At 42.0% G+C, this 20,426-nt stretch carries 23 protein-coding genes; 7 read left to right on the top strand and 16 right to left on the bottom strand.

Annotation, left to right across the window (positions count from 1 at the left end; translation table 11 throughout):
* Nucleotides 1–48: 48 nt before the first annotated feature.
* The 9 genes from mscL to BKK52_RS01770 all read right to left on the bottom strand — a co-directional run bounded on the left by mscL (nt 49) and on the right by BKK52_RS01770 (nt 9,969).
* Complete coding sequence (mscL, locus tag BKK52_RS01810; RefSeq protein WP_077421271.1) at nt 49–438, bottom strand: large-conductance mechanosensitive channel protein MscL; 390 nt, start codon at nt 436–438, stop codon at nt 49–51.
* A gap of 69 nt (nt 439–507) precedes the next feature.
* On the bottom strand, nt 508–1,884 hold the full coding sequence (gene trkA / locus BKK52_RS01805; protein WP_077421272.1) for a Trk system potassium transporter TrkA: 1,377 nt from the start codon (nt 1,882–1,884) through the stop codon (nt 508–510).
* Nucleotides 1,881–2,687 carry a glycosyltransferase family A protein gene (locus BKK52_RS01800; protein ID WP_077477707.1) on the bottom strand — a complete coding sequence of 269 codons (807 nt, stop codon included), beginning with the start codon at nt 2,685–2,687 and terminating at the stop codon, nt 1,881–1,883. The genes trkA and BKK52_RS01800 overlap by 4 nt, the downstream gene beginning before the upstream one ends.
* Nucleotides 2,688–2,704: 17 nt before the next feature.
* Nucleotides 2,705–4,042, bottom strand: coding sequence for a 16S rRNA (cytosine(967)-C(5))-methyltransferase RsmB (rsmB, locus tag BKK52_RS01795; RefSeq protein WP_425272077.1), 1,338 nt, complete (start codon nt 4,040–4,042; stop codon nt 2,705–2,707).
* Nucleotides 4,043–4,086: 44 nt separating this feature from the next.
* The gene (gene fmt / locus BKK52_RS01790) at nt 4,087–5,043 is read right to left on the bottom strand and encodes a methionyl-tRNA formyltransferase (protein ID WP_077421275.1); all 957 of its coding nucleotides are present in this window, start codon (nt 5,041–5,043) and stop codon (nt 4,087–4,089) included.
* A 228-nt stretch (nt 5,044–5,271) separates the two neighbouring features.
* A complete protein-coding gene (gene def, locus BKK52_RS01785; protein WP_077421276.1) occupies nt 5,272–5,781 on the bottom strand; it encodes a peptide deformylase in 510 nt (169 codons plus the stop codon).
* 89 nt (nt 5,782–5,870) lie between these two features.
* Nucleotides 5,871–9,347 carry a DNA polymerase III subunit alpha gene (dnaE, locus tag BKK52_RS01780; RefSeq protein WP_077477704.1) on the bottom strand — a complete coding sequence of 1,159 codons (3,477 nt, stop codon included), beginning with the start codon at nt 9,345–9,347 and terminating at the stop codon, nt 5,871–5,873.
* 135 nt (nt 9,348–9,482) lie between these two features.
* On the bottom strand, nt 9,483–9,698 hold the full coding sequence (locus BKK52_RS01775; protein ID WP_077477702.1) for a hypothetical protein: 216 nt from the start codon (nt 9,696–9,698) through the stop codon (nt 9,483–9,485).
* A gap of 16 nt (nt 9,699–9,714) precedes the next feature.
* Nucleotides 9,715–9,969 carry a hypothetical protein gene (locus BKK52_RS01770; protein WP_077421279.1) on the bottom strand — a complete coding sequence of 85 codons (255 nt, stop codon included), beginning with the start codon at nt 9,967–9,969 and terminating at the stop codon, nt 9,715–9,717.
* Between the two features lie 360 nt (nt 9,970–10,329).
* Between BKK52_RS01770 and BKK52_RS01765 the strand changes: the two genes are divergently transcribed.
* From BKK52_RS01765 to rhlB, 7 genes are all read left to right on the top strand, one after another.
* Nucleotides 10,330–10,584 (top strand): YhdT family protein, encoded by a 255-nt coding sequence (locus BKK52_RS01765; protein ID WP_077421280.1) that lies wholly within the window; start codon nt 10,330–10,332, stop codon nt 10,582–10,584.
* Nucleotides 10,584–12,041, top strand: coding sequence for a sodium/pantothenate symporter (gene panF / locus BKK52_RS01760; protein WP_077477700.1), 1,458 nt, complete (start codon nt 10,584–10,586; stop codon nt 12,039–12,041). The genes BKK52_RS01765 and panF overlap by 1 nt, the downstream gene beginning before the upstream one ends.
* Nucleotides 12,042–12,234: 193 nt before the next feature.
* On the top strand, nt 12,235–13,107 hold the full coding sequence (locus BKK52_RS01755) for a DMT family transporter (protein ID WP_077421888.1): 873 nt from the start codon (nt 12,235–12,237) through the stop codon (nt 13,105–13,107).
* A gap of 31 nt (nt 13,108–13,138) precedes the next feature.
* The gene (gene prmA / locus BKK52_RS01750) at nt 13,139–14,026 is read left to right on the top strand and encodes a 50S ribosomal protein L11 methyltransferase (protein ID WP_077421887.1); all 888 of its coding nucleotides are present in this window, start codon (nt 13,139–13,141) and stop codon (nt 14,024–14,026) included.
* 158 nt (nt 14,027–14,184) lie between these two features.
* Nucleotides 14,185–15,165 (top strand): tRNA dihydrouridine synthase DusB, encoded by a 981-nt coding sequence (dusB, locus tag BKK52_RS01745; RefSeq protein ID WP_077477698.1) that lies wholly within the window; start codon nt 14,185–14,187, stop codon nt 15,163–15,165.
* Nucleotides 15,159–15,458, top strand: coding sequence for a DNA-binding transcriptional regulator Fis (fis, locus tag BKK52_RS01740; RefSeq protein WP_077414529.1), 300 nt, complete (start codon nt 15,159–15,161; stop codon nt 15,456–15,458). Before dusB ends, fis begins: the two co-directional genes overlap by 7 nt.
* Nucleotides 15,459–15,663: 205 nt before the next feature.
* On the top strand, nt 15,664–16,887 hold the full coding sequence (gene rhlB / locus BKK52_RS01735) for an ATP-dependent RNA helicase RhlB (protein WP_077473783.1): 1,224 nt from the start codon (nt 15,664–15,666) through the stop codon (nt 16,885–16,887).
* Nucleotides 16,888–16,954: 67 nt separating this feature from the next.
* Here the strand turns inward: rhlB and BKK52_RS01730 are convergent, their stop codons facing one another.
* The 7 genes from BKK52_RS01730 to rpsC form a co-directional block, all read right to left on the bottom strand.
* A complete protein-coding gene (locus BKK52_RS01730) occupies nt 16,955–17,722 on the bottom strand; it encodes a TonB family protein (RefSeq protein WP_077421883.1) in 768 nt (255 codons plus the stop codon).
* Nucleotides 17,723–17,730: 8 nt separating this feature from the next.
* Nucleotides 17,731–18,153: a TonB system transport protein ExbD gene (gene exbD / locus BKK52_RS01725; RefSeq protein ID WP_077421881.1), complete on the bottom strand. Its 423-nt coding sequence runs from the start codon at nt 18,151–18,153 to the stop codon at nt 17,731–17,733.
* Between the two features lie 2 nt (nt 18,154–18,155).
* Entirely contained in the window at nt 18,156–18,608 is a 453-nt protein-coding gene (exbB, locus tag BKK52_RS01720; protein ID WP_077421879.1) for a TonB-system energizer ExbB, read from the bottom strand.
* A 237-nt stretch (nt 18,609–18,845) separates the two neighbouring features.
* Nucleotides 18,846–19,103 (bottom strand): 30S ribosomal protein S17, encoded by a 258-nt coding sequence (gene rpsQ, locus BKK52_RS01715; protein WP_005625886.1) that lies wholly within the window; start codon nt 19,101–19,103, stop codon nt 18,846–18,848.
* Entirely contained in the window at nt 19,103–19,294 is a 192-nt protein-coding gene (rpmC, locus tag BKK52_RS01710; protein ID WP_018356233.1) for a 50S ribosomal protein L29, read from the bottom strand. The genes rpsQ and rpmC overlap by 1 nt, the downstream gene beginning before the upstream one ends.
* Nucleotides 19,294–19,704, bottom strand: a complete 411-nt coding sequence (gene rplP / locus BKK52_RS01705; RefSeq protein ID WP_005625890.1) for a 50S ribosomal protein L16 — start codon at nt 19,702–19,704, stop codon at nt 19,294–19,296. The genes rpmC and rplP overlap by 1 nt, the downstream gene beginning before the upstream one ends.
* Nucleotides 19,705–19,717: 13 nt before the next feature.
* Entirely contained in the window at nt 19,718–20,425 is a 708-nt protein-coding gene (gene rpsC / locus BKK52_RS01700) for a 30S ribosomal protein S3 (protein ID WP_077421877.1), read from the bottom strand.
* Between the last annotated feature and the right edge of the window lies 1 nt (nt 20,426).

The following is a 20,426-nucleotide window of genomic DNA, read 5'->3' as shown; positions in this document are numbered from 1 at the left end:
AAGGTTTTAACCCTTTTTAAAATCTGATTAAGTCTGCTCTTCTATCAGTTATTTTTTCAATAAATCACGAATCTCGGTCAGTAGTTTTTCTTCATTGGAAGGTTCTGCTGCGGCTTTTTCAACCGGTTTTTTCAGCTTATTAATGCCTTTTACCATTAAGAAAATTGCAAAGGCAATAATCACGAAATCAAAGACATTTTGAATAAACATACCGTAATTTAATGTCACTGCCAGAATATCACCGTTTGCCGGCTCTAACACGAATTTCAAATCTTTGAAATCGACACCACCGGTTAATACGCCAAGTACCGGCATGACTACATCACCGACAAGTGAGCTGACAATTTTACCAAATGCCCCACCGATGATGACACCCACTGCCATATCGACAACATTACCACGCATCGCAAATTCGCGAAATTCTTTTATAAAGCTCATAAATTTTCCTTTTGATAAATGAATAAATGGGGCTGTATTCTATATGAGCTTTAGCTAAAAAGTAAACACTTAAATAAAGAATGCACTTGGTTGGAACAATTTTTCAATTTCAGAAACCGCTTTTTTATCGCTTAGATAGACCACCACGTGATCAGCCTCTTGAATTTCAACATTTTTATGCCCGATAATCACCTCGTTATTGCGTAAAATTGCCCCAATAATACAACCTGCCGGTAAACGGATATCCCGTATTCGCCGACCAACAATATTAGAAGAACTCACGTCACCATGTGCGATGATCTCAATGGCTTCCGCAATGCCATGATGTAAACTCGCAACATTTTTCACATCACCTTTTCTCACATATCCCAGCAAAGCGGAAATAGTGGCTTGTTGAGGAGAAACGGCAATATCAATGGTACCGCCTTGAATAAGATTGATATATGCCATACGTTGAATCAGCACCATCGCTTTTTTTGCCCCTAAGCGTTTTGCTAACAGCGCAGACATAATATTGGCTTCATCATCACTGCTTAAAGAAAGAAATACATCCACATTTTCTATATGTTCTTCAAACAATAAATTTTGATCCGATGCATCCCCATGAAAAACCAAGGTTTTTGAGAGTTTTTCCGCTAAAGTTTGGGCACGCTCTGCATTTCGTTCAATCAGTTTTACAATGCAATGATCTTCCAATTGTTTTGCCACACCGGAAGCAATATTACCGCCACCCACAATCATCACCCGTTTATAAGGTTTTTCAAGGCGTTGTAATTCACTAATAACCGCCTTAATATGCTCTGTTGCACAAATAAAGGTGATTTCATCGCCGGCTTCAACAATCGTCGAACCTTGAGGGCGAATGGTTTTATCGTTACGCAAAATAGACACAATACGGCAATCAATATGTGGCATATGCTCCCTAAAAGCGGATAAGGCGTGCCCAACCAAAGCCCCCCCATAATAGGCTTTTACCACCACCACACTAATACGATTTTTAGCAAAATACGCCACTTGTAATGCCCCCGGGTAGGCAATGAGGCGGGTAATTTCATCGGTCACCAAATTTTCCGGTGAAATAAGATGATCAATAGGGATGTTTTCATCATTAAACAACTTATCTTTTTCACGCAAATATTCCGAATTACGGATACGGGCAATGCGTGTTGGAGTGTTGAATAAGGTATACCCCATTTGACACGCCACCATATTAATTTCATCCGATGAAGTGACTGCGACCATTAAATCTGCATCCGCCGCACCTGCATCACGCAATACCTTTGGCGAAGCAGGCGATCCCTGAACTACCCTCAGATCGTGCTTTTCCTGCAAGGCTTGGAGACGTGGCGATTCATTGTCCACTAGGGTTATGTCATTATCCTCACTCACAAGGTTCTCTGCCAGCGTGCTTCCCACTTGTCCGGCTCCAAGAATCATTATTTTCATTCATCACTCCTTGTTAAGATCAGGGGGCAAATACCAATTTGCGGTGAATTTAGACCGCACTTTAAGGCTTCCATTTGGCGACAAATTTCATCGGTTACCGCATTAGCTTCGGCTATTTTTTCTTCCGTTATCCCTTCATATGCTTTTTGAAACAAAATTGAATCCAATAAGCGCTCGGCGTGCATGCCCTCTCGACAATAATGTAACACCCCTACCTCATTGAATAGTGTCGCCACTTTTCCTATTCTTGTTGTGGCAATGCCCAGTGCACCGTCTTCACCGCCCAACGTACGGAATAATGCATCTTGAGGAAAGCCGCCACAAGCTAAGAAAAAAGCCCGACGAAAGACGACATTTCCACCGCAGGTCATTCGCATATGCTGCCAAGCAAAATCAAAATGAGGGTGATCTGCATAACGATTTGCTAACCCGATGGGTTTTAAAGCCAAACGTACTACAGCGGTATCCGGTTGAAAATGAAAGGTCGCGGCGGCTACTTCCAAGGCACCCGGTTCATAGGCATCATCGGCATCTAAAAAAGCGATAAATTCGTTGGTAGATTGTAATGCCCCCCAATTTCGTGTTTTGGCAACGTCGCTATTGAGCGGCATTTTTTCTACCATCACACGATCGGGATATGCCTTTGCCCATTTTTGAGCTAATGCAAAGGTGTTATCTGTTGAGGCATCATCAATTAGCCAAATTTTCCCCAGGCAAGTTTGGTTTAACACCGATTCTATCGCACGAGTGAGTGTTTTTTCTGCATTATAGCAGGGGATAATCACATCAATGTTAGGAAACATGATTGCCCTCTTTTAAATTAGGCGCGTTTACGCAACTTAGCATAATAGAACCCATCGCCACCCTTTTCTTGCGCAATAAACTGAAAACCGACCGCACTTTTATCATTATTTTGTTCATCTCTAAAGGGGAGGGGGAGTAATTGCGCATCGGGTTGGGTGAATAAAAAGCGGCGAATTTGTTCACTATTTTCTTCCGGTAAAACGGAACAGGTGGCATACAATAAAATACCGTTTGGTTTTAATTTCGCCCAAAGGGCTTTTAAAATACGTTCTTGTAAGACAACAAGTGGCGCAATATCCGTTTCTTGGCGTAGCCATTTTATATCGGGATGACGGCGAATAACACCGGTGGCAGAACAGGGCGCATCTAATAAAATGCGGTCAAACTGCACCGCACTTTGTCCGATTTTGGCAAGCCATTCATCGGGCTGTGTGGCATCGCCACAAACTACCCTTGCCTGTTGGTTCAAGCGTGTTAGATTTTCTTCCACTCGTTTTAAACGATGGGCCTCTATATCCAATGCAATCACTTTTGCTTGTGGCGCGAGTTCTAAAATATGAGTGGTTTTCCCCCCCGGCGCTGCACAGGCATCTAAAATCCATTCATCATTTTGCGGTTCCAGCAAAATGGCCGCCCATTGTGCACTGAGATCCTGCACCGTTACCGCCCCTTGTGAAAAATGGGGGAGTTTTTCTACTGCAATTGGTGAGGTTAAACGTAACGCTTGAGGATGAAAGGCGGTGTCTGCTGAAATCGCTGATTCTTCTAATAAAGTGCGGTAAGTTTCCCGGCTATTTTTTTGTGTATTAACCCGTAGCCACATTGGCGGTTTTTGGTTATTTGCATGAATGATATCACGCCAATTGGGATAGGCTTTTTTCAATTTGTTCACCAACCATTCGGGATGCAAGGTTTGCCAGTGTTTATCCACTTGTGCCAAAATGCTTTCCTGTTCACGCAAAAAACGGCGTAATACCCCATTGACGAGCCCACGGAAACTGTCGGATTTCAAAGCTTTTGTGGCATTTACCACTTCATCTACGGCAGCATGCGGTGGAATTCGCATATAAAGCAACTGATACAAGCCAACAAGTAAGAGGCAATGAACAATACGGGTTTTGCCTTTAAGGGGTTTATCGACAAGCTGTTGGATAATCTGTTCTAAACGGGGCAATACACGGCACACGCCAAAACAAATTTCTTGGAGCAGCGGTAAATCTTGTGTTTTTAGGCAGGCTTGCACATCGGGAATTAAGCTTGAAAGAGATTTTCCTTCATCAAGGACCTGTAAAATGACCTGTGCTGCCACCGCTCTAGAGGAAAGTGCGGTGGATTTTTTTGCTGTTTTTTTCATTGCTTTATGGTTTGCCGCTTTGGGCTGTGAAGGCTTGTTTTTCATTAAGCTAACACCTTACCGATAGGAAACCAGTCGGCACGTCCGTTGAGCAAATCTTGAACCGACATAGTTTTTTTCCCTGCCGGTTGTAGTTGCAGAATATTTAGCACACCTTCAGCCGTGGCAATTTGAATACCGTTTTTATCGGCACGCAAAATTGTTCCTACCGGTTTATCTTGATGAGGTAAAACTTCGGCTTGATAGACTTTTAAGGTTTGTAAATTTCCTTCTTTATCTTCTGTGCTGAAGTACGCCATTGGCCAAGGATTGAAGGCTCGGATGTTCCGATCCAGTTGAGCACTCGAAAGCGACCAATCTAATTTGGCTTCCTCTTTGGACAGTTTATCGGCATAGTTACTTTGGCTATCCTCTTGTTTTTCTGGGATAAATTTTCCGCTTTCCAGTTGGTTTAGCACCTCAATGAGTGCAGCTGGGGCAAGTGCTGCCAATTTATCATAAAGACTGGCTGAGGTTTCTGTAGGCAAAATTTCACAATAGACTTTGTGTAGCATCTCACCGGTGTCTAAGCCTTCATCCATTTGCATAATGGTGACACCGGTTTGCTTATCGCCTGCCCAAATTGCACGCTGAATAGGGGCGGCGCCACGCCAACGGGGTAAAATTGAACCATGTACGTTTAAGCAGCCCAAACGTGGCGCTTCTAAAACCGCTTTGGGAAGAATTAAGCCATAAGCGACAACTACCATCACATCGGCATTCAAGACTTGCAATTCGGCTTGGGCCTCGGTATTGCGTAAAGATTTTGGTTGGTAAACGGGAATATTATGTTGTAATGCCAACTGTTTCACCGGACTGGCTTGCAATTTTTTGCCTCGTCCTGCCGGTTTATCAGGTTGCGTATAAACCGCCACCACGTTATGGGGGGAATGGAGTAACGCCTGCAAATGCTGTGCGGCAAAATCGGGCGTGCCGGCAAAGATAATATTGAGTGGTTTCATGATGTTCTACGTTATGTCAAATAATGTTCCAAGTCGTATGAGAAAATAAAATGCGGTCAAAATTAACCGCATTTTTCGCCATGGGTAAGTTCCCCATGGTTACGCATAAACTTCCCCTTAGGGGAGCTTTTAAGGAACGCTGAGATAAATATTCTACCCTAACAGGGTAGGCTTATGTTTAAGTGAGGGTAACTTGTTAGCCTCGGTATTCCCTATAAGTCCGTTTAATTACTGCTTCGCCATTTGTTTTTTATATTTAATCAATTTTTCTTTGATTCGTTGGCGTTTAAGTGGTGAAAGGTAATCCACAAATAAAATACCGTTAAGGTGATCAATTTCGTGCTGAATACAAATTGCCAGTAAACCGTCCGCATTGAGGGTGAATTCCTTGCCGTTGCGGTCTAATGCCTTCACGGTCAGTTTTTCTTTGCGTGGCACTAAAGCACGAAAACCGGGAATGGATAAACAGCCTTCCTCAATGCCGGTTTCACCTTCTGAGGACAAAATTTCTGGGTTAATTAAAACCAATTGGTTTTGTTTGTCGCCCTCAATATCGATGGTGATAATGCGTTGTAAAATATCCACTTGTGGTGCCGCCAAACCAATGCCTTCTTGTTGATACATAGTATCGAACATATCATCGACAATGTGACGAATCTCATCATTGACTTCTAAAACCGGCTCACAAACCACTTTTAAATGGTCGTCCGGGTAAATTAATACATTAAGTGCGGTCATAATTTCTCTTATTTTTAAACTGTGATTTGCCTTGTGATTGTAGCACAGTAAGGGGCCTGTGTCGTTAATTCGGCGAGGCGAATGGGGGATTAGCCAAATTCCAATTCAACCGCATTTTCGCCTAGCATATTGACTAATTCTGTTAAAATTTCATCAGTAGGGGTAATAGACCACTGGATACCAAGGCGCAGCAATGCTCTCCCTTTTGCGCTTTGATAATAAACATTGATCGGTAATGTGCCACCGCTTACCGGTGTCAGCTTTTCTTTTAGCTGTTTAATGAAAATCGGATTAATTTGTTCATCAGATAAGCTAATAGCAAGGGATTTCGCATAGCGGGAACGGGCTTCATCTAAGGTCATCATTTCCCTTACGGTCATTTTTAAACCGCCGGAAAAATCATCCGTACTGACTTGACCGGAGACCACCACGACCGTATCTTTTTGTAGTTTTTCGCCAAATTGTTCTAAACTTTCGCCAAATAAGGTGATATCCAAACGCCCGGAGCGATCATCTAATGTAGCAATACCCAGCCTATTTCCCTTTTTGGTGATCGCAATGCGTGATGACACAATTAATCCGGCGGCAGTGCTGATTTGCCCTCGGCGGTTGGGTGTCAGCTCTTTTAATCGTGTTGAGCTGTAATGAGAAAGCTCCTTTAAATAACGACTGACAGGATGACTGCTTAAATAAAGCCCTAAGGTTTCACGCTCGCCATCTAAAATTTGTTTTTCCGTATAAGGAGGGGTATGGGCGTAGGCATTTTCCACTTCCTCATGGGTTTCGGTTAATACACCGAACATATCCGATTGCCCTATGGCTTCATCTTTTGCGTGTTGATCGGAGGCTTTTAAGGCATCTTCTAAATTTTTAGAAAGTGCTGCACGATGTGGCCCGAGCTTGTCAAATGCCCCGGACATAATCAGGCTTTCAAAGGTGCGGCGGTTGATTTTTTTTAAATCGACTCGAGCACAGAGATCAAATAAATCTTTAAAAAATCCCCCCTCGTTACGCGCTTTGACTAAGGCTTCAATCGGACCTTCACCCACGCCTTTAATGGCACCGATACCATAGACAATTTCACCGTTTTCATTCACGCTAAAATGGTGTTTGCCCACATTAATATCCGGTGGGGTAACCTTTAATCCCATACGCAAACATTCATCGTATAAACCGACAATTTTATCCGTATTATCCATTTCCGAGGTCATCACCGCTGCCATAAATTCTGCCGGGAAATGGGTTTTCAACCAAAGGGTTTGATAAGAAACCAAGGCATAGGCTGCGGAGTGGGATTTATTAAAACCATAGCCGGCAAATTTTTCTACCAAGTCAAAAATCTTCATAGAAAGTTCACCGTCAACGCCATTTTTAATTGCCCCTGCCTCAAAGACGGAACGCTGTTTTGCCATTTCTTCCGGTTTTTTCTTACCCATTGCACGGCGTAATAAATCCGCCCCACCTAACGTATAACCGGCGAGCACCTGCGCAATTTGCATGACTTGCTCTTGATACAAAATGATGCCGTAGGTGGGTTCTAAAATGGGTTTTAGGCTTTCGTGCTGATAATTCGCATCGGGATAAGAGACTTCTTCACGCCCGTGTTTACGGTCGATAAAGTTATCCACCATACCGGATTGCAATGGGCCGGGGCGGAAGAGTGCCACCAAGGCGATGATATCTTCAAAACAGTCCGGTTGTAGGCGTTTAATCAAATCTTTCATACCCCGTGATTCCAATTGGAAGACGGCGGTGGTTTCGGCCCGTTTAAGCAATTCAAAAGATTGGGGATCATCGAGCGGAATAGAGGCAATATCCACCAAGGGTTTGCCTTCCCGTGCCATGCAGGCGTTTACCATATCTAATGCCCATTTGATGATGGTGAGTGTGCGTAATCCCAAAAAGTCAAATTTGACCAGCCCGGCATATTCCACATCATTTTTATCAAAATGGGTTACCGGGTGAAGCCCTTCACTGTCGCAATAAAGTGGCGAGAAATCGGTAATCAGTGTGGGGGAAATCACCACACCACCGGCGTGCTTACCGGCGTTTCGGGTCACCCCTTCCAGTTTGCGTGCCATATCAATCAGCGCTTGCACTTCCTCATCGCTGTCATAAGCCACTTGTAGTTGCGGCTCAGCCTCAAAGGCTTTAGCAAGGGTCATGCCCGGATCCGGGGGAATTAATTTAGAAATGCGATCCACAAAACCATAGGGATGACCTAATACCCGACCCACATCACGAATCACCGCTTTTGCCGCCATGGTACCAAAGGTGATAATTTGCGATACCGCACCCCGTCCGTAGGTTTCCGCCACATGCTCAATTACACGGTCTCGCCCGTCCATACAGAAATCCACGTCAAAATCGGGCATAGATACACGTTCAGGGTTGAGGAAACGCTCAAAAAGCAAATCAAATTCCAGCGGATCGAGATCGGTGATTTTTAACGCATAGGCCACCAGTGAACCGGCACCGGAGCCTCGTCCCGGCCCTACGGGAATATTATTATCTTTCGACCATTGAATAAACTCCATCACGATCAAGAAATAACCGGGGAAGCCCATTTGGTTAATCACATCGAGTTCAACTTGCAAGCGTTCATCATATTCTGCCCGTTTTTCTGCGCGCACTTTTTCATCGGGAAATAGAAACGCCAAACGTTCTTCCAAGCCCGCTTTCGATTTCATCACCAAATACTCTTCCGTACTCAGTTCCCCCGTTGGGAACTGCGGTAAGAAATATTGCCCAAGGCGCAAGGTGACACTACAACGCTGTGCAATCAGTAGGGTGTTTTCAAGGGCGGAAGGAATATCGGCAAAAAGCGCACACATTTCTTCTTCGGTGCGGAAATACTGTTGTGCGGTGTAAAGTTTAGGGCGTTTGGGATCGTCTAAGGTGTAGCCATCGTGAATCGCCACGCGAATTTCATGGGCTTCTGCATCCTCTGATTTTAAAAAGACCACATCATTAGTGGCAACTAAGGGCAGATGTTGTGCTTCAGCTAAGGCACAAGCCGCTTTAATATAGCGTTCTTCATCAGGCTTGCCGGTTCGGGTTAACGCCAAATAGAAATGATCAGGGAAAAATTCTTGATAAAAATTGACCGCACTTTGTATTTCAGCCGCATTTTCTTTTAGCAATTTTTTCCCCACATCGCCTTTGGTGCCACCGGATAAAATAATCACCCCTTCACGGTGCTCAATAAGCCAGTCTTGATCGATATAAGGTAAATCGTCATAACCCCGTTGATAGGCTTTCGACAGAAGTAGCGTGATATTTTTATAACCGGTATTATTTTTTGCCAGTAAGGTCAGCTCAAATAATTCATCGCCACACAGCTCGCTACGCACCCGCACATCCGCCCCGATAATCGGTTTAATGCCCGAAGAAAGTGCCTCGCCATAAAAGCGCACCACCCCACAAAAATTGGTGAAATCCGTCAACGCCATCGCCACCATATTATTTGCCGCACAGGCTTTCACCAAAGGTTTTACCTTGGCGATGCCATCAATCATCGAAAAATCACTGTGTGTGCGAAGGTGAACAAAGCGGGGTTGCGTCATTTAGAATCCTTGAAAGTGCGGTTAATTTTGAATGATTTTTATGGGCGGGTATTATACGGAAATTTGCGGGGAAGGGAAAATAAAGGGCGATGCAGCTACTTGACATCGCCCTTTCCTAATGGGTATTTTATAACCTCAATCTTTATCCAATTTATTTTTTGTTCTTCGTTTATATCGGCGATACTGTTCGGTTAAATCATATACAACATTTCCCTCATCATCTACGAATCTACACAGTCTGAGTAGTTCTTCATCTGTCAATGGCAGGACTTTAGAACCACGTCGTCGAGTTGTCAGCACATCAATCCATGGCGTGCTTTTTCTGAGTTTTCGATAAAGTGTTACTGACATAATTAGCCTCTCCTCATTAAATGATTAAAGGTAAGCTATTTTTTACCTTGTTAATTGAAAACCTTTGTTGTTCAGCATAAATCTGTTCGGCACGTTCCAACCATAGCAACGATAAATCAATGCGTTCATCTTCCGGAATGAACTTATCATGGAAGATTTCACCTGACGTACGAGCTGCGATATAGTGCGGCATTTGTTGCTCTTGTTTAAGTGCGGCGATGGATTTATCAATCGCTTTAAACAACTTCTTGACTTGTTTTGATTCTTTCATTTTTTCCTCCTAATGATAATTGCACCTAACATCATTGCTCCTTAGACTGTGCTTAAAAACAAAGTGAGTGTAACAGGCGTGTAATCCGTTGTCGTGACAGGTTGTGTCGCACAAGAAAATAATTATGATGATATGGCAAATTTATTTATCTGAAATGAAAAATGGGGTTTAGCATCAAGGGCAAATATCGATGGTGTTTCCTATTTTATAGGAGCGGGGCATCATATAGACAGAAAATGTAGTTCAAAAATCTTGTAAATTTTTGACCGCTCTTTTTGTTTTAAAATCTATATTCCTAAAAACCAATATAGTGATAGCATATACTAAAAATGAGCAAAACATTTTAAGGAGATATTGCTTATGACACTCACACAACGATACAAGCAAGCGACTAAGGAAGCAAGATGGGCATTAGGGCTCACCGTCTTATACGTAATTGGCTGGTGCTTATGTGCTTACTTACCGAAAGAAACGCAAGGGCCTATTGGTTTTCCCCTTTGGTTTGAACTTTCCTGTCTTTATTTACCTATTTTATTTATTGTCATCGGTTACTGGGTGATAAAAATCGTCTATCAGGATATGTCGCTAGAAATCAATGAAAAGGAGGATAAATAATGAATCTTGGTATTATTCTTCCTTTGATCATCTATCTTGCTTTTGTGTTTGGTGCCGCGATCTATGCTTATGTGAAACGAACCAAAGGGGATTTTTTAACGGAATATTATGTGGGCAACCGCTCTATGAGCGGTTTTGTTCTTGCAATGACGACCGCCTCCACCTATGCCAGTGCCAGTTCCTTTGTCGGTGGCCCGGGGGCAGCCTATAAATATGGCTTAGGTTGGGTATTACTTGCTATGATCCAAGTGCCGGCAGTCTGGCTTGCTTTAGGGGTGTTAGGCAAAAAATTTGCCCTCCTTTCACGGGAAACCAATGCGCTGACCATCAATGATCTGTTTCTTTATCGCTATAAAAATAAATACCTTGTCTGGCTTTCAAGCCTTGCTTTGTTACTCGCTTTCTTCGCTGCAATGACAGTGCAATTTATCGGTGGTGCACGATTGCTTGAAACCACGATCGGGATTTCTTATACGCAAGCGCTGTTACTTTTTGCCTTGACCGTGGGGATTTATACCTTTATTGGTGGTTTTCGGGCGGTGGTGCTCACCGATACGATTCAGGGTACAGTAATGATTGTCGGCACGATTATTTTACTTGGCGGTACAATCTATGCCCTTGGAGGAGTAGAAAGTGCGGTCAATAAATTAACCGAAATTGATCCAGCTCTAGTCAGCCCTTACGGCCCGAACGATATGCTCGGATTTCAATTTATGGCATCCTTTTGGGTGTTAGTCTGTTTTGGAGTAGTGGGATTGCCCCACACGGCAGTGCGGGCGATGGCATTCAAAGACAGTAAAGCTTTGCATCAAGGTATGTTAATCGGCACTATCGTATTGGCTTTCATTATGTTTGGTATGCATTTAGCCGGTGCATTAGGGCGCGCCATTATACCGGATTTAACCATTGCCGATCAGGTTATTCCCACTTTAATGTTGCAGGTGCTTCCACCTATCGTGGCAGGGATTTTTTTAGCCGCCCCAATGTCTGCCATTATGTCCACTATTGATGCGAAACTGATTCAATCGTCCTCGATTTTTGTCAAAGATTTATATCTTTCCGCTAAACCGAATGCAGCTAAAAATGAGAAAAAAATCAGCTATCTTTCTTCAATAATTACCCTAATTCTGACCGCACTTTTAATTTTTGCCGCACTCAATCCACCAGATATGATCATCTGGCTAAACTTATTCGCTTTTGGCGGATTGGAAGCTACCTTTTTATGGGTGATCGTGTTGGGAATTTATTGGGATAAAGCCAATGCTTACGGTGCATTAAGCTCGATGATCGCTGGTTTAGGCAGTTATATTTTGCTCACCCAACTGGATATAAAACTCCTTGGCTTCCATCAAATTGTGCCAGCACTAACGTTTGGTTTAATTGCATTCTTGGTGGGAAATAAATGGGGCGAGATTCGTATTGAAAAAACAGCGGAAAAATTATTCATAAATCACTAAAGTGATTTATTCACTCCTTTGGAGCCGTTGGCAAAGCCAACGTTCAAAAAACTTTGTTTTTTGTCACCGCACTTTAGGAATAAACTGGTATTATGTGGTCGGAACACACTGCGTGTGTCCGGAATAAAATTAAATTTTTCAATATGCTATTACTGGGCACACATAGTGTGTCCCTACAAATAAACAAAGAATAATGCTCTATCAAATTATCGCCTTGCTTCTTTGGAGCAGTTCGCTTATCGCAGCAAAATTCACCTATTCGATGATGGATCCCGTGCTTGTCGTCCAAGTGCGGTTGATTATTGCGATGATTTTCGTCTTTCCTCTCTTTTTACGCCGTTGGAAAAAAATTGACAAGCCAATGCGTAAACAACTTTGGTGGCTGGCGTTTTTTAACTATACGGCAGTTTTCTTATTGCAATTTATCGGCTTAAAATACACCTCCGCCTCTAGTGCAGTCACGATGATCGGGCTTGAACCATTATTGGTAGTATTTGTCGGCCATTTCTTTTTTAAAGACAAAGCTAAATGGTTTCATTGGTTATTCGGTGCTATCGCATTTTTAGGGGTTGCCGTGATGATCAATGGTGGGCAAAACAACAAAGGAATCAATGAAATCAGCCTGTTCGGCTGCTTGTTAGTGCTAAGTGCCGGCATAATTTTTGCTAGTATATTACGTTGGACAGGTGCCGTTGTAGCAAAAGTCTCTACACAAGCCTACACAGCGGTCAGTATTGTATTAGGAACGATCACCACGCTCCCTTTCACACTCATTCTGACGGAAAGTTGGGAAATAAACTTAAACGGTTACGGTATCGCCGGCTTATTCTATCTCGCTATCGGTTGTAGCTGGCTGGCTTACTGGCTGTGGAATAAGGGATTAAACAGCGTAGATGCCAATCTTTCCGGTATTTTGGTTTCCCTTGAACCTTTATTCGGTATTTTATTTGCCGTGGTGTTATTGGGTGAAACCCTCTCATTTTCTACCACTTTGGGTATTACCCTTATTATGTTTGCCACCTTAGGCTCGACTTTACTACCGAAATTTTTGAAAAAATCGGTATAATGACCCCATTTTACAGTATTAAGGAAAACACATGGCTTGGATTCAAATTCGCCTAAATAGCACAAATGAAAAAGCAGAAAAAATGAGCGATTTTCTCGAAGAAATCGGTGCCGTTTCCGTTACTTTTATGGATAGCCAAGATACGCCGATTTTTGAACCTCTACCCGGAGAAACCCGCCTTTGGGGTAATACCGATGTAGTGGCATTGTTTGATGCGGAAACCAATATGACGGAAATTGTCGATTTACTCAAACAAGCGGGGCATTTGGATACAGATACTGCCTATAAAATCGAACAAATTGAAGATAAAGATTGGGAACGGGAATGGATGGATAATTTCCATCCAATGCAATTTGGCAAACGCTTATGGATTTGCCCAAGTTGGCGTGATGTGCCCGATGAGAATGCCGTGAATGTTATGCTCGATCCCGGTTTGGCATTCGGTACCGGTACACACCCGACAACGGCACTCTGTTTAGAATGGTTGGATGGTTTAGATTTAACCGGTAAAACAGTCATTGATTTTGGTTGCGGTTCTGGCATTTTAGCCATTGCGGCATTAAAACTGGGGGCGAAAAGTGCGATTGGTATTGATATTGATCCGCAGGCCATTCTTGCCAGCCGTAATAATGCAGAACAAAACAGTGTAGCAGATAGACTTCTGCTCTTTTTATCCCATGAAAAACCGGAAAATCTTAAAGCAGACGTGGTTGTCGCCAACATTCTTGCAGGCCCGTTAAAAGAACTTTATCCGGTGATTAGCCAACTCGTAAAAGAAAATGGTGTGCTTGGTTTATCCGGTATTTTGGAAACGCAAGCTCAATCCGTATGCGACACCTACGCACAAACCTTTAGTTTAGATCCTGTAGCGGTACGTGAAGAATGGAGCCGCATTACGGGTAAACTAAAAACCCGTTAATTTCTTTTTGTCAATCAAAAAAGCGTATTTTTTGAACAAATTTCTGCTTGCAAACGAGGGGAAAATGCGTATCATAGCACGCCTTGTCGGTTGTCGCCCCGTTTCTCAATAACAGCGACAATACTGGATTTAGGCTTAACTTAGGTGGTAAAAATAAAATGCGAATCGGTTCATACCAATTAAAAAATCGCGTTTTACTTGCGCCTATGGCCGGCATTACCGATAAGCCTTTTCGTCATCTTTGTGCACATTATGGTGCCGGGCTGACATTTTCCGAAATGATGTCTACCAATCCACAAGTTTGGCATACGGAAAAATCCAAACTTCGTTTAGCGCATAGTGATGATTTAGGGATTAATGCCGTACAGATTGCCGGTTCCGATCCACTGGAAATGGCACAAGCTGCTGCCGTTAATGTGGAATATGGCGCGGAAATTATTGACATCAATATGGGATGTCCCGCGAAAAAGGTCAATCGCAAACTCGCAGGCTCCGCCTTATTGCAATTTCCTGAACTGGTGGAAAATATTCTACGGGAAGTCGTCAATGCCGTTGATGTACCTGTTACGTTGAAAATTCGTACCGGTTGGGATAAATCCAATCGAAATTGTGTGCAAATCGGTAAAATTGCCGAACAATCCGGTATTCAGGCTTTAACCATTCACGGGCGGACAAGAGAATGCCTGTTTGAAGGTGAAGCAGAATACGACAACATTCGTGCAGTCAAACACGCAATTTCAATTCCTGTAATTGCAAATGGCGATATTGATTCTGCTGAAAAAGCAAAGGCAGTGCTTGATTACACAGGTGCTGATGCAATTATGATCGGTCGTGCCGCACTCGGTAATCCATGGCTGTTTCAAGCAGTGGATAGCTTCATTGAGCATGATTCGATAATTCAAACGCCAAGTTTAACTGAAAAGTGCGGTCAAATTTTGCATCATATTCAAGAATTACATCAATTCTATGGTGAACAGAAAGGTTATCGTATCGCACGCAAACACGTTGCTTGGTATTTACAGGGAATTCAACCCGATTCCGTTTTTAGACAGACTTTTAACACGATTAGTGATCCGAAAGAACAGCTTATTGTGTTGGAAGAGTTTTTAAATTCAATTTTGGATAGAGAGAAATGTTAGAACAACAACGTAGTCCGTCTGAAGCGTTAACCGTTTCAGTGTTAAACGCTCAATCACAAGTCACTAATAAACCGTTACGCGATTCTGTAAAACAAGCATTGCGTAATTATTTATCACAATTAGATGGTCAAGATGTGAATGATCTTTACGAATTAGTATTATCGGAAGTTGAACACCCTATGTTAGATATGGTTATGCAATACACCCGCGGTAACCAAACCCGTGCAGCGAATATGCTTGGTATCAACCGTGGTACGTTACGCAAAAAATTAAAAAAATATGGTATGGGTTAATGGATACTTTTGATAAGAAGTAAACCAACTTTCCAAATTGCCTACTTAATTTATTAAGTAGGTTTTTTATTCTCGACTAAAAATACTACTGTCTCCAACTCCCTTCGCTAAATCTCAGAAAATCAGGCATAAAAGGTGCATATTCTTTTGGGAATTTTTCCACTCATGCTATTCTAGGAGCAATTTTTCAAAAGACATTATTTTTATGCAACAAAATCATCTAAGCCGCCAACGATTTGCGGATTTCGCTTTACACCCAATTGTATTAAAAGCATTGCAAAGCAAAAACTTTGAGTATTGCACACCAATTCAAGCACTTTCCCTGCCAATTACGTTGCAAGGAAAAGATGTTGCGGGACAAGCACAAACCGGCACGGGTAAAACCCTAGCCTTTTTAACGGCAACCTTTCATCATTTACTCACAAATCCCCAAACTCACGTTCGTTATAACCAACCGCAAGCTTTAATTCTTGCCCCAACCCGTGAACTTGCGGTGCAAATTCACAATGATGCCAATACCTTATCAAAAATGAGCGGATTAAAGACCGCACTTGCTTATGGGGGCGAGGGGTATGACAAACAATTACAAGTCATTGAACAAGGCGTAGATATTTTGATTGGTACAACAGGACGTGTTATCGATTATGTTAAGCAAGGCATAATTCATTTGGACCAGATTCAAGTGGTTGTGCTGGATGAAGCGGATCGAATGTTTGATCTTGGTTTTATTCGCGATATTCGTTATCTGCTGCGTAAATGCCCCTCTCCGCAAAATCGCCTTACAATGCTTTTTTCCGCTACGCTTTCGTATAAAGTGCGTGAACTCGCCTTTGAAGATATGAATAATCCTGAGTACATTGAAATTGAGCCGGAACAAAAAACAGGACATCGAATTAAAGAAGAATTATTTTATCCGTCAAATAATGACAAAATGGCGTTATTGCTGACATTAATTGAGGAAGAATGGCCTGAACGCTGTATTGTGTTCGCCAATACAAAACATCGCTGTGAGGAAATTTGGGGTTATTTAGCAGCAGATGGACATCGCGTAGGATTACTCACCGGAGATATTGCTCAGAAAAAACGTCTTTCCTTACTAAAACAATTTACTAGTGGTCAGTTAGATATTTTAGTGGCAACCGACGTTGCCGCACGCGGTTTACATATTTCGGATGTAACTCATGTATTTAATTATGATTTACCTGATGATCGGGAAGATTATGTCCATCGAATCGGGCGTACCGGCCGTGCGGGCGAAAGCGGGGTTTCTATTAGTTTTGCCTGTGAAGAATATGCGATGAACTTACCTGCAATTGAAGAATATATTGGACATTCAATTCCGGTAAGCCAATATGATTCCGCTTCTTTATTGAGTTTACCCAAGCCATTCCGGTTAAAATCTAGGATTAGTAATCTTCGCCGCCATTAATAAAGCAAACCAGTTATCGGCACTAAAAAATTTCATAAAAAAAGCAGAGAACACACTCTGCTTTTTATCATTGCAAGCTAAATCGAATTGGAACAGACATCTTACCAGCAAAACCGGTCGGTTTAGGCCCTACCGATTTTGCACTTTGCACGGCTTTTAATGCCGCATTATCTAAACTTTCATCCCCCGAGGATTTCACAACACTTTCACCACTCAGCACGCCATCATTTCCCACATTAAACGAAATATGAACAACCCCTTGCTTACGCATCATTTTCGCTCGTGTCGGATATTGTTTTCTGCGCTCTATTTCACGATAAAGTGCGGCTTTATAGGCTGCAATTTCGTTGGTATTTGTGCCGCTTCCAACCATATCAGATCGGCTATTCACAACACCGGTAGTAGTCGCTTTTGAATTTGCAGAAGATGCAGCATTGACATTACGTTCCCCCACAGGCAAATCTTTTGGTAAGATCTGTTTCTTTTCAACAGATTTTATTTCTTTCTTCAATTTTTCTTTCGGTGGCTTTATTTTTTCTTTTATTTTTTTCTCCGGCTCTTTTTTCTTTTCAGGTTCTGGTTTCTTAGTCGGATCTGCCACTACCTCTTCTTTTGGTAACTCTGGTTCGGCTTTTTGTAGCTCAGGTTCCGGAGTAGGTTCTACTATACGCATTCCTTGCAACATTTCCATAGAAATTGTCGTCGCCAATTCTCCCGTGTGATTATTGGCACTATCGCTCGGTTTATGCCAATTCCAAAGTAATATACCTACGACTAATCCGTGAACAAAAAGGGAAATAAGTAAACCTAAGAATGAACGTTTAGCTTGTTGCATAAGTTTTCCTATTTATTCGCTGCATCCTTGATTGTCGCTTTTGAATTTCCGGTTTTATCTTTCATTGATACTATCGCAATATTTTTAATTTCATTCTTGGAAAGTAAATCGGTAATCGTGACGAAGTCTTGGAAACTCGCTTCCGCATCAATTTTTAACGTTACTTTTTGTTCTTTATTCCATTGATTAATCTCGGCCTCCAATGCCTCTTGTGAAATAGGCTTATCGTTAAAATAAAATTCACTTTTGGCAGTAACCGTCAAAAGCTTTGCCAGTTCATCTGATTTAAAAGCGACTGCACTACTTGCTTTCGGCACATTCACTTGAATTTTACCTTGTGAAATAAATGATGCGGTAATCAACACAATTGCTAACAACACCAACATAATATCAATGAAAGGAATAATATTAATTTCATCAAATTTTTTCACGACTATTCCTTATCTTTTTGGGAATTTAACACTTTCCACTTTAAGCGGTTCACTTCAATTTTGCGATTTAAACCGTTATAAAATACCATGGACGGAATTGCCACCAGGATACCAAGTGCGGTCGCTTTTAAAGCTAAAGAAAGGTGGAGCATAATTTCTCCAGCATCCACATCACCGCCCCCCTGACCGATTTGATAAAAGGTTAACAAAATACCGATTACTGTACCCAGTAATCCCACATAAGGGGCATTTGCACCTACTGTGGAAATAATGGTCATATTTCTGTTTAAATCGATATCTAAAGCATGGATATTGACATACTTACTGACATTGATTTTCGTTAAAAAAATAAAACGTTCAATAACCATTGCAAGCATCAATACGCTCATCAAAAGTAAAAGTCCGATAATAATGTAATCACTGTATTGTTGTAAAAATTCAAAAAGTTGAGGCATTGTCCAATCCTTAAAAAAATAATTGAGAATTAATATCAATTGAAGGAGGATTTTAACAAAAGGAAAGACGATCGTAAATACGAATTAAAAAATACAGACATTTTTAACCGCACTTTGTGTGGCTTATTCTTCAAAACAAAGGAGAAATATCAATGAATATAAAAGGATAGAATCAACTTAAAGCGGGATATAAAAAAGCCAACGGCGTAACCATTGGCTTTTATCTTTTATTGTGAATTAAGCGATAACCGCTTTTTCAACAACACGAACTAAGGTCCAAGATTTGGTTTTTGATAGAGGACGACATTCGCGAATCTCTACGGTATCACCAACTTTGGCTTCGTTGTTCTCATCGTGTACGTGTAATTTTGTTGTACGACGGATAAATTTACCGTATAACGGGTGTTTTACCTTACGTTCAATAGCGACAACAAAAGATTTTTCCATTTTGTCGCTAACAACTTTACCTTGTACGCTACGAATTTTATCAGTCATTACTCACCCGCCTTTTCGGTTAATACAGTTTTTACACGTGCAATATCACGACGCACTTGTTTAGCCTGATGGGTTTGTTGAAGCTGACCGGTGGCTGTTTGCATACGCAACTTGAATTGTTCACCTAGAAGGTTTAATAATTCAGCATTCAGCTCTTCAACACTTTTTGTACGTAAATCTTGAGCTTTCATTACATCACCGTCTTAGTTACGAAGGTGGTCTTAACCGGCAATTTCGCAGCTGCTAATGCAAATGCGTTTCTTGCCACTTCTTCAGACACACCGTCCATTTCATAAAGTACTTTACCCGGTTGGATTAAGGCTACCCAGTATTCAACGTTACCTTTACCTTTACCCATACGGACTTCTAATGGTTTTTCAGTGATTGGTTTATCAGGGAACACGCGGATCCAGATTTTACCTTGACGTTTTACTGCACGTGACATGGCACGACGTGCCGCTTCAATTTGACGGGCAGTTAAACGACAACGACCAACAGCTTTCAAACCGTAAGTACCGAAGCTAACTTCAGTACCACCCGCGATACCACGGTTGCGGCCTTTGTGAACTTTACGGAATTTTGTACGTTTTGGTTGCAACATTTAGCGTTTCTCCTTACTTACGACCTTTACCGCGCGGTGCTCTTTTAGGCTTGTCGGTAGGTTGTTGTTCTGATTGCGCAACGGCAGCCATTCCACCAAGAATCTCACCTTTGAAAATCCATACTTTTACGCCTATTACGCCGTAAGTTGTATGAGCTTCTGCAGTGCTATAATCGATGTCCGCACGAAGAGTATGAAGAGGTACACGACCTTCACGATACCATTCTGAACGTGCGATCTCTGCGCCACCTAAACGACCGCTAACCTCAACCTTGATACCTTTCGCACCTAAACGCATTGCGCTTTGTACCGCACGTTTCATTGCACGACGGAACATTACACGACGTTCTAATTGAGAAGCGATGCTTTCTGCAACTAATTTCGCATCTAATTCAGGTTTTTTCACTTCAGCAATGTTGATTTGAGCAGGAACGCCAGCAATTTTAGATACTGCGTTACGTAATTTTTCAACATCTTCGCCTTTCTTACCGATAACGATACCCGGACGAGCTGTGTGAATTGTTACACGAATACTTTTCGCCGGACGCTCAATAGTAATACGTGAAACTGAAGCATTTGCTAATTCTTTATTTAAGAATTGACGTACTTTGAAATCGCCTTCAAGATTGTCAGCGAAGTCTTTTGTATTCGCGAACCAAGTAGAGCTCCAAGGTTTTACAATACCTAGGCGAATACCATGTGGATGTACTTTTTGACCCATT

This window comes from Rodentibacter trehalosifermentans, from assembly GCF_002000545.1.
Taxonomy (GTDB): Bacteria; Pseudomonadota; Gammaproteobacteria; order Enterobacterales; family Pasteurellaceae; genus Rodentibacter; species Rodentibacter trehalosifermentans.
The sequence above is the reverse complement of the archived record's forward strand: the minus strand, read 5'-3'. Positions and strand labels throughout refer to the sequence as shown.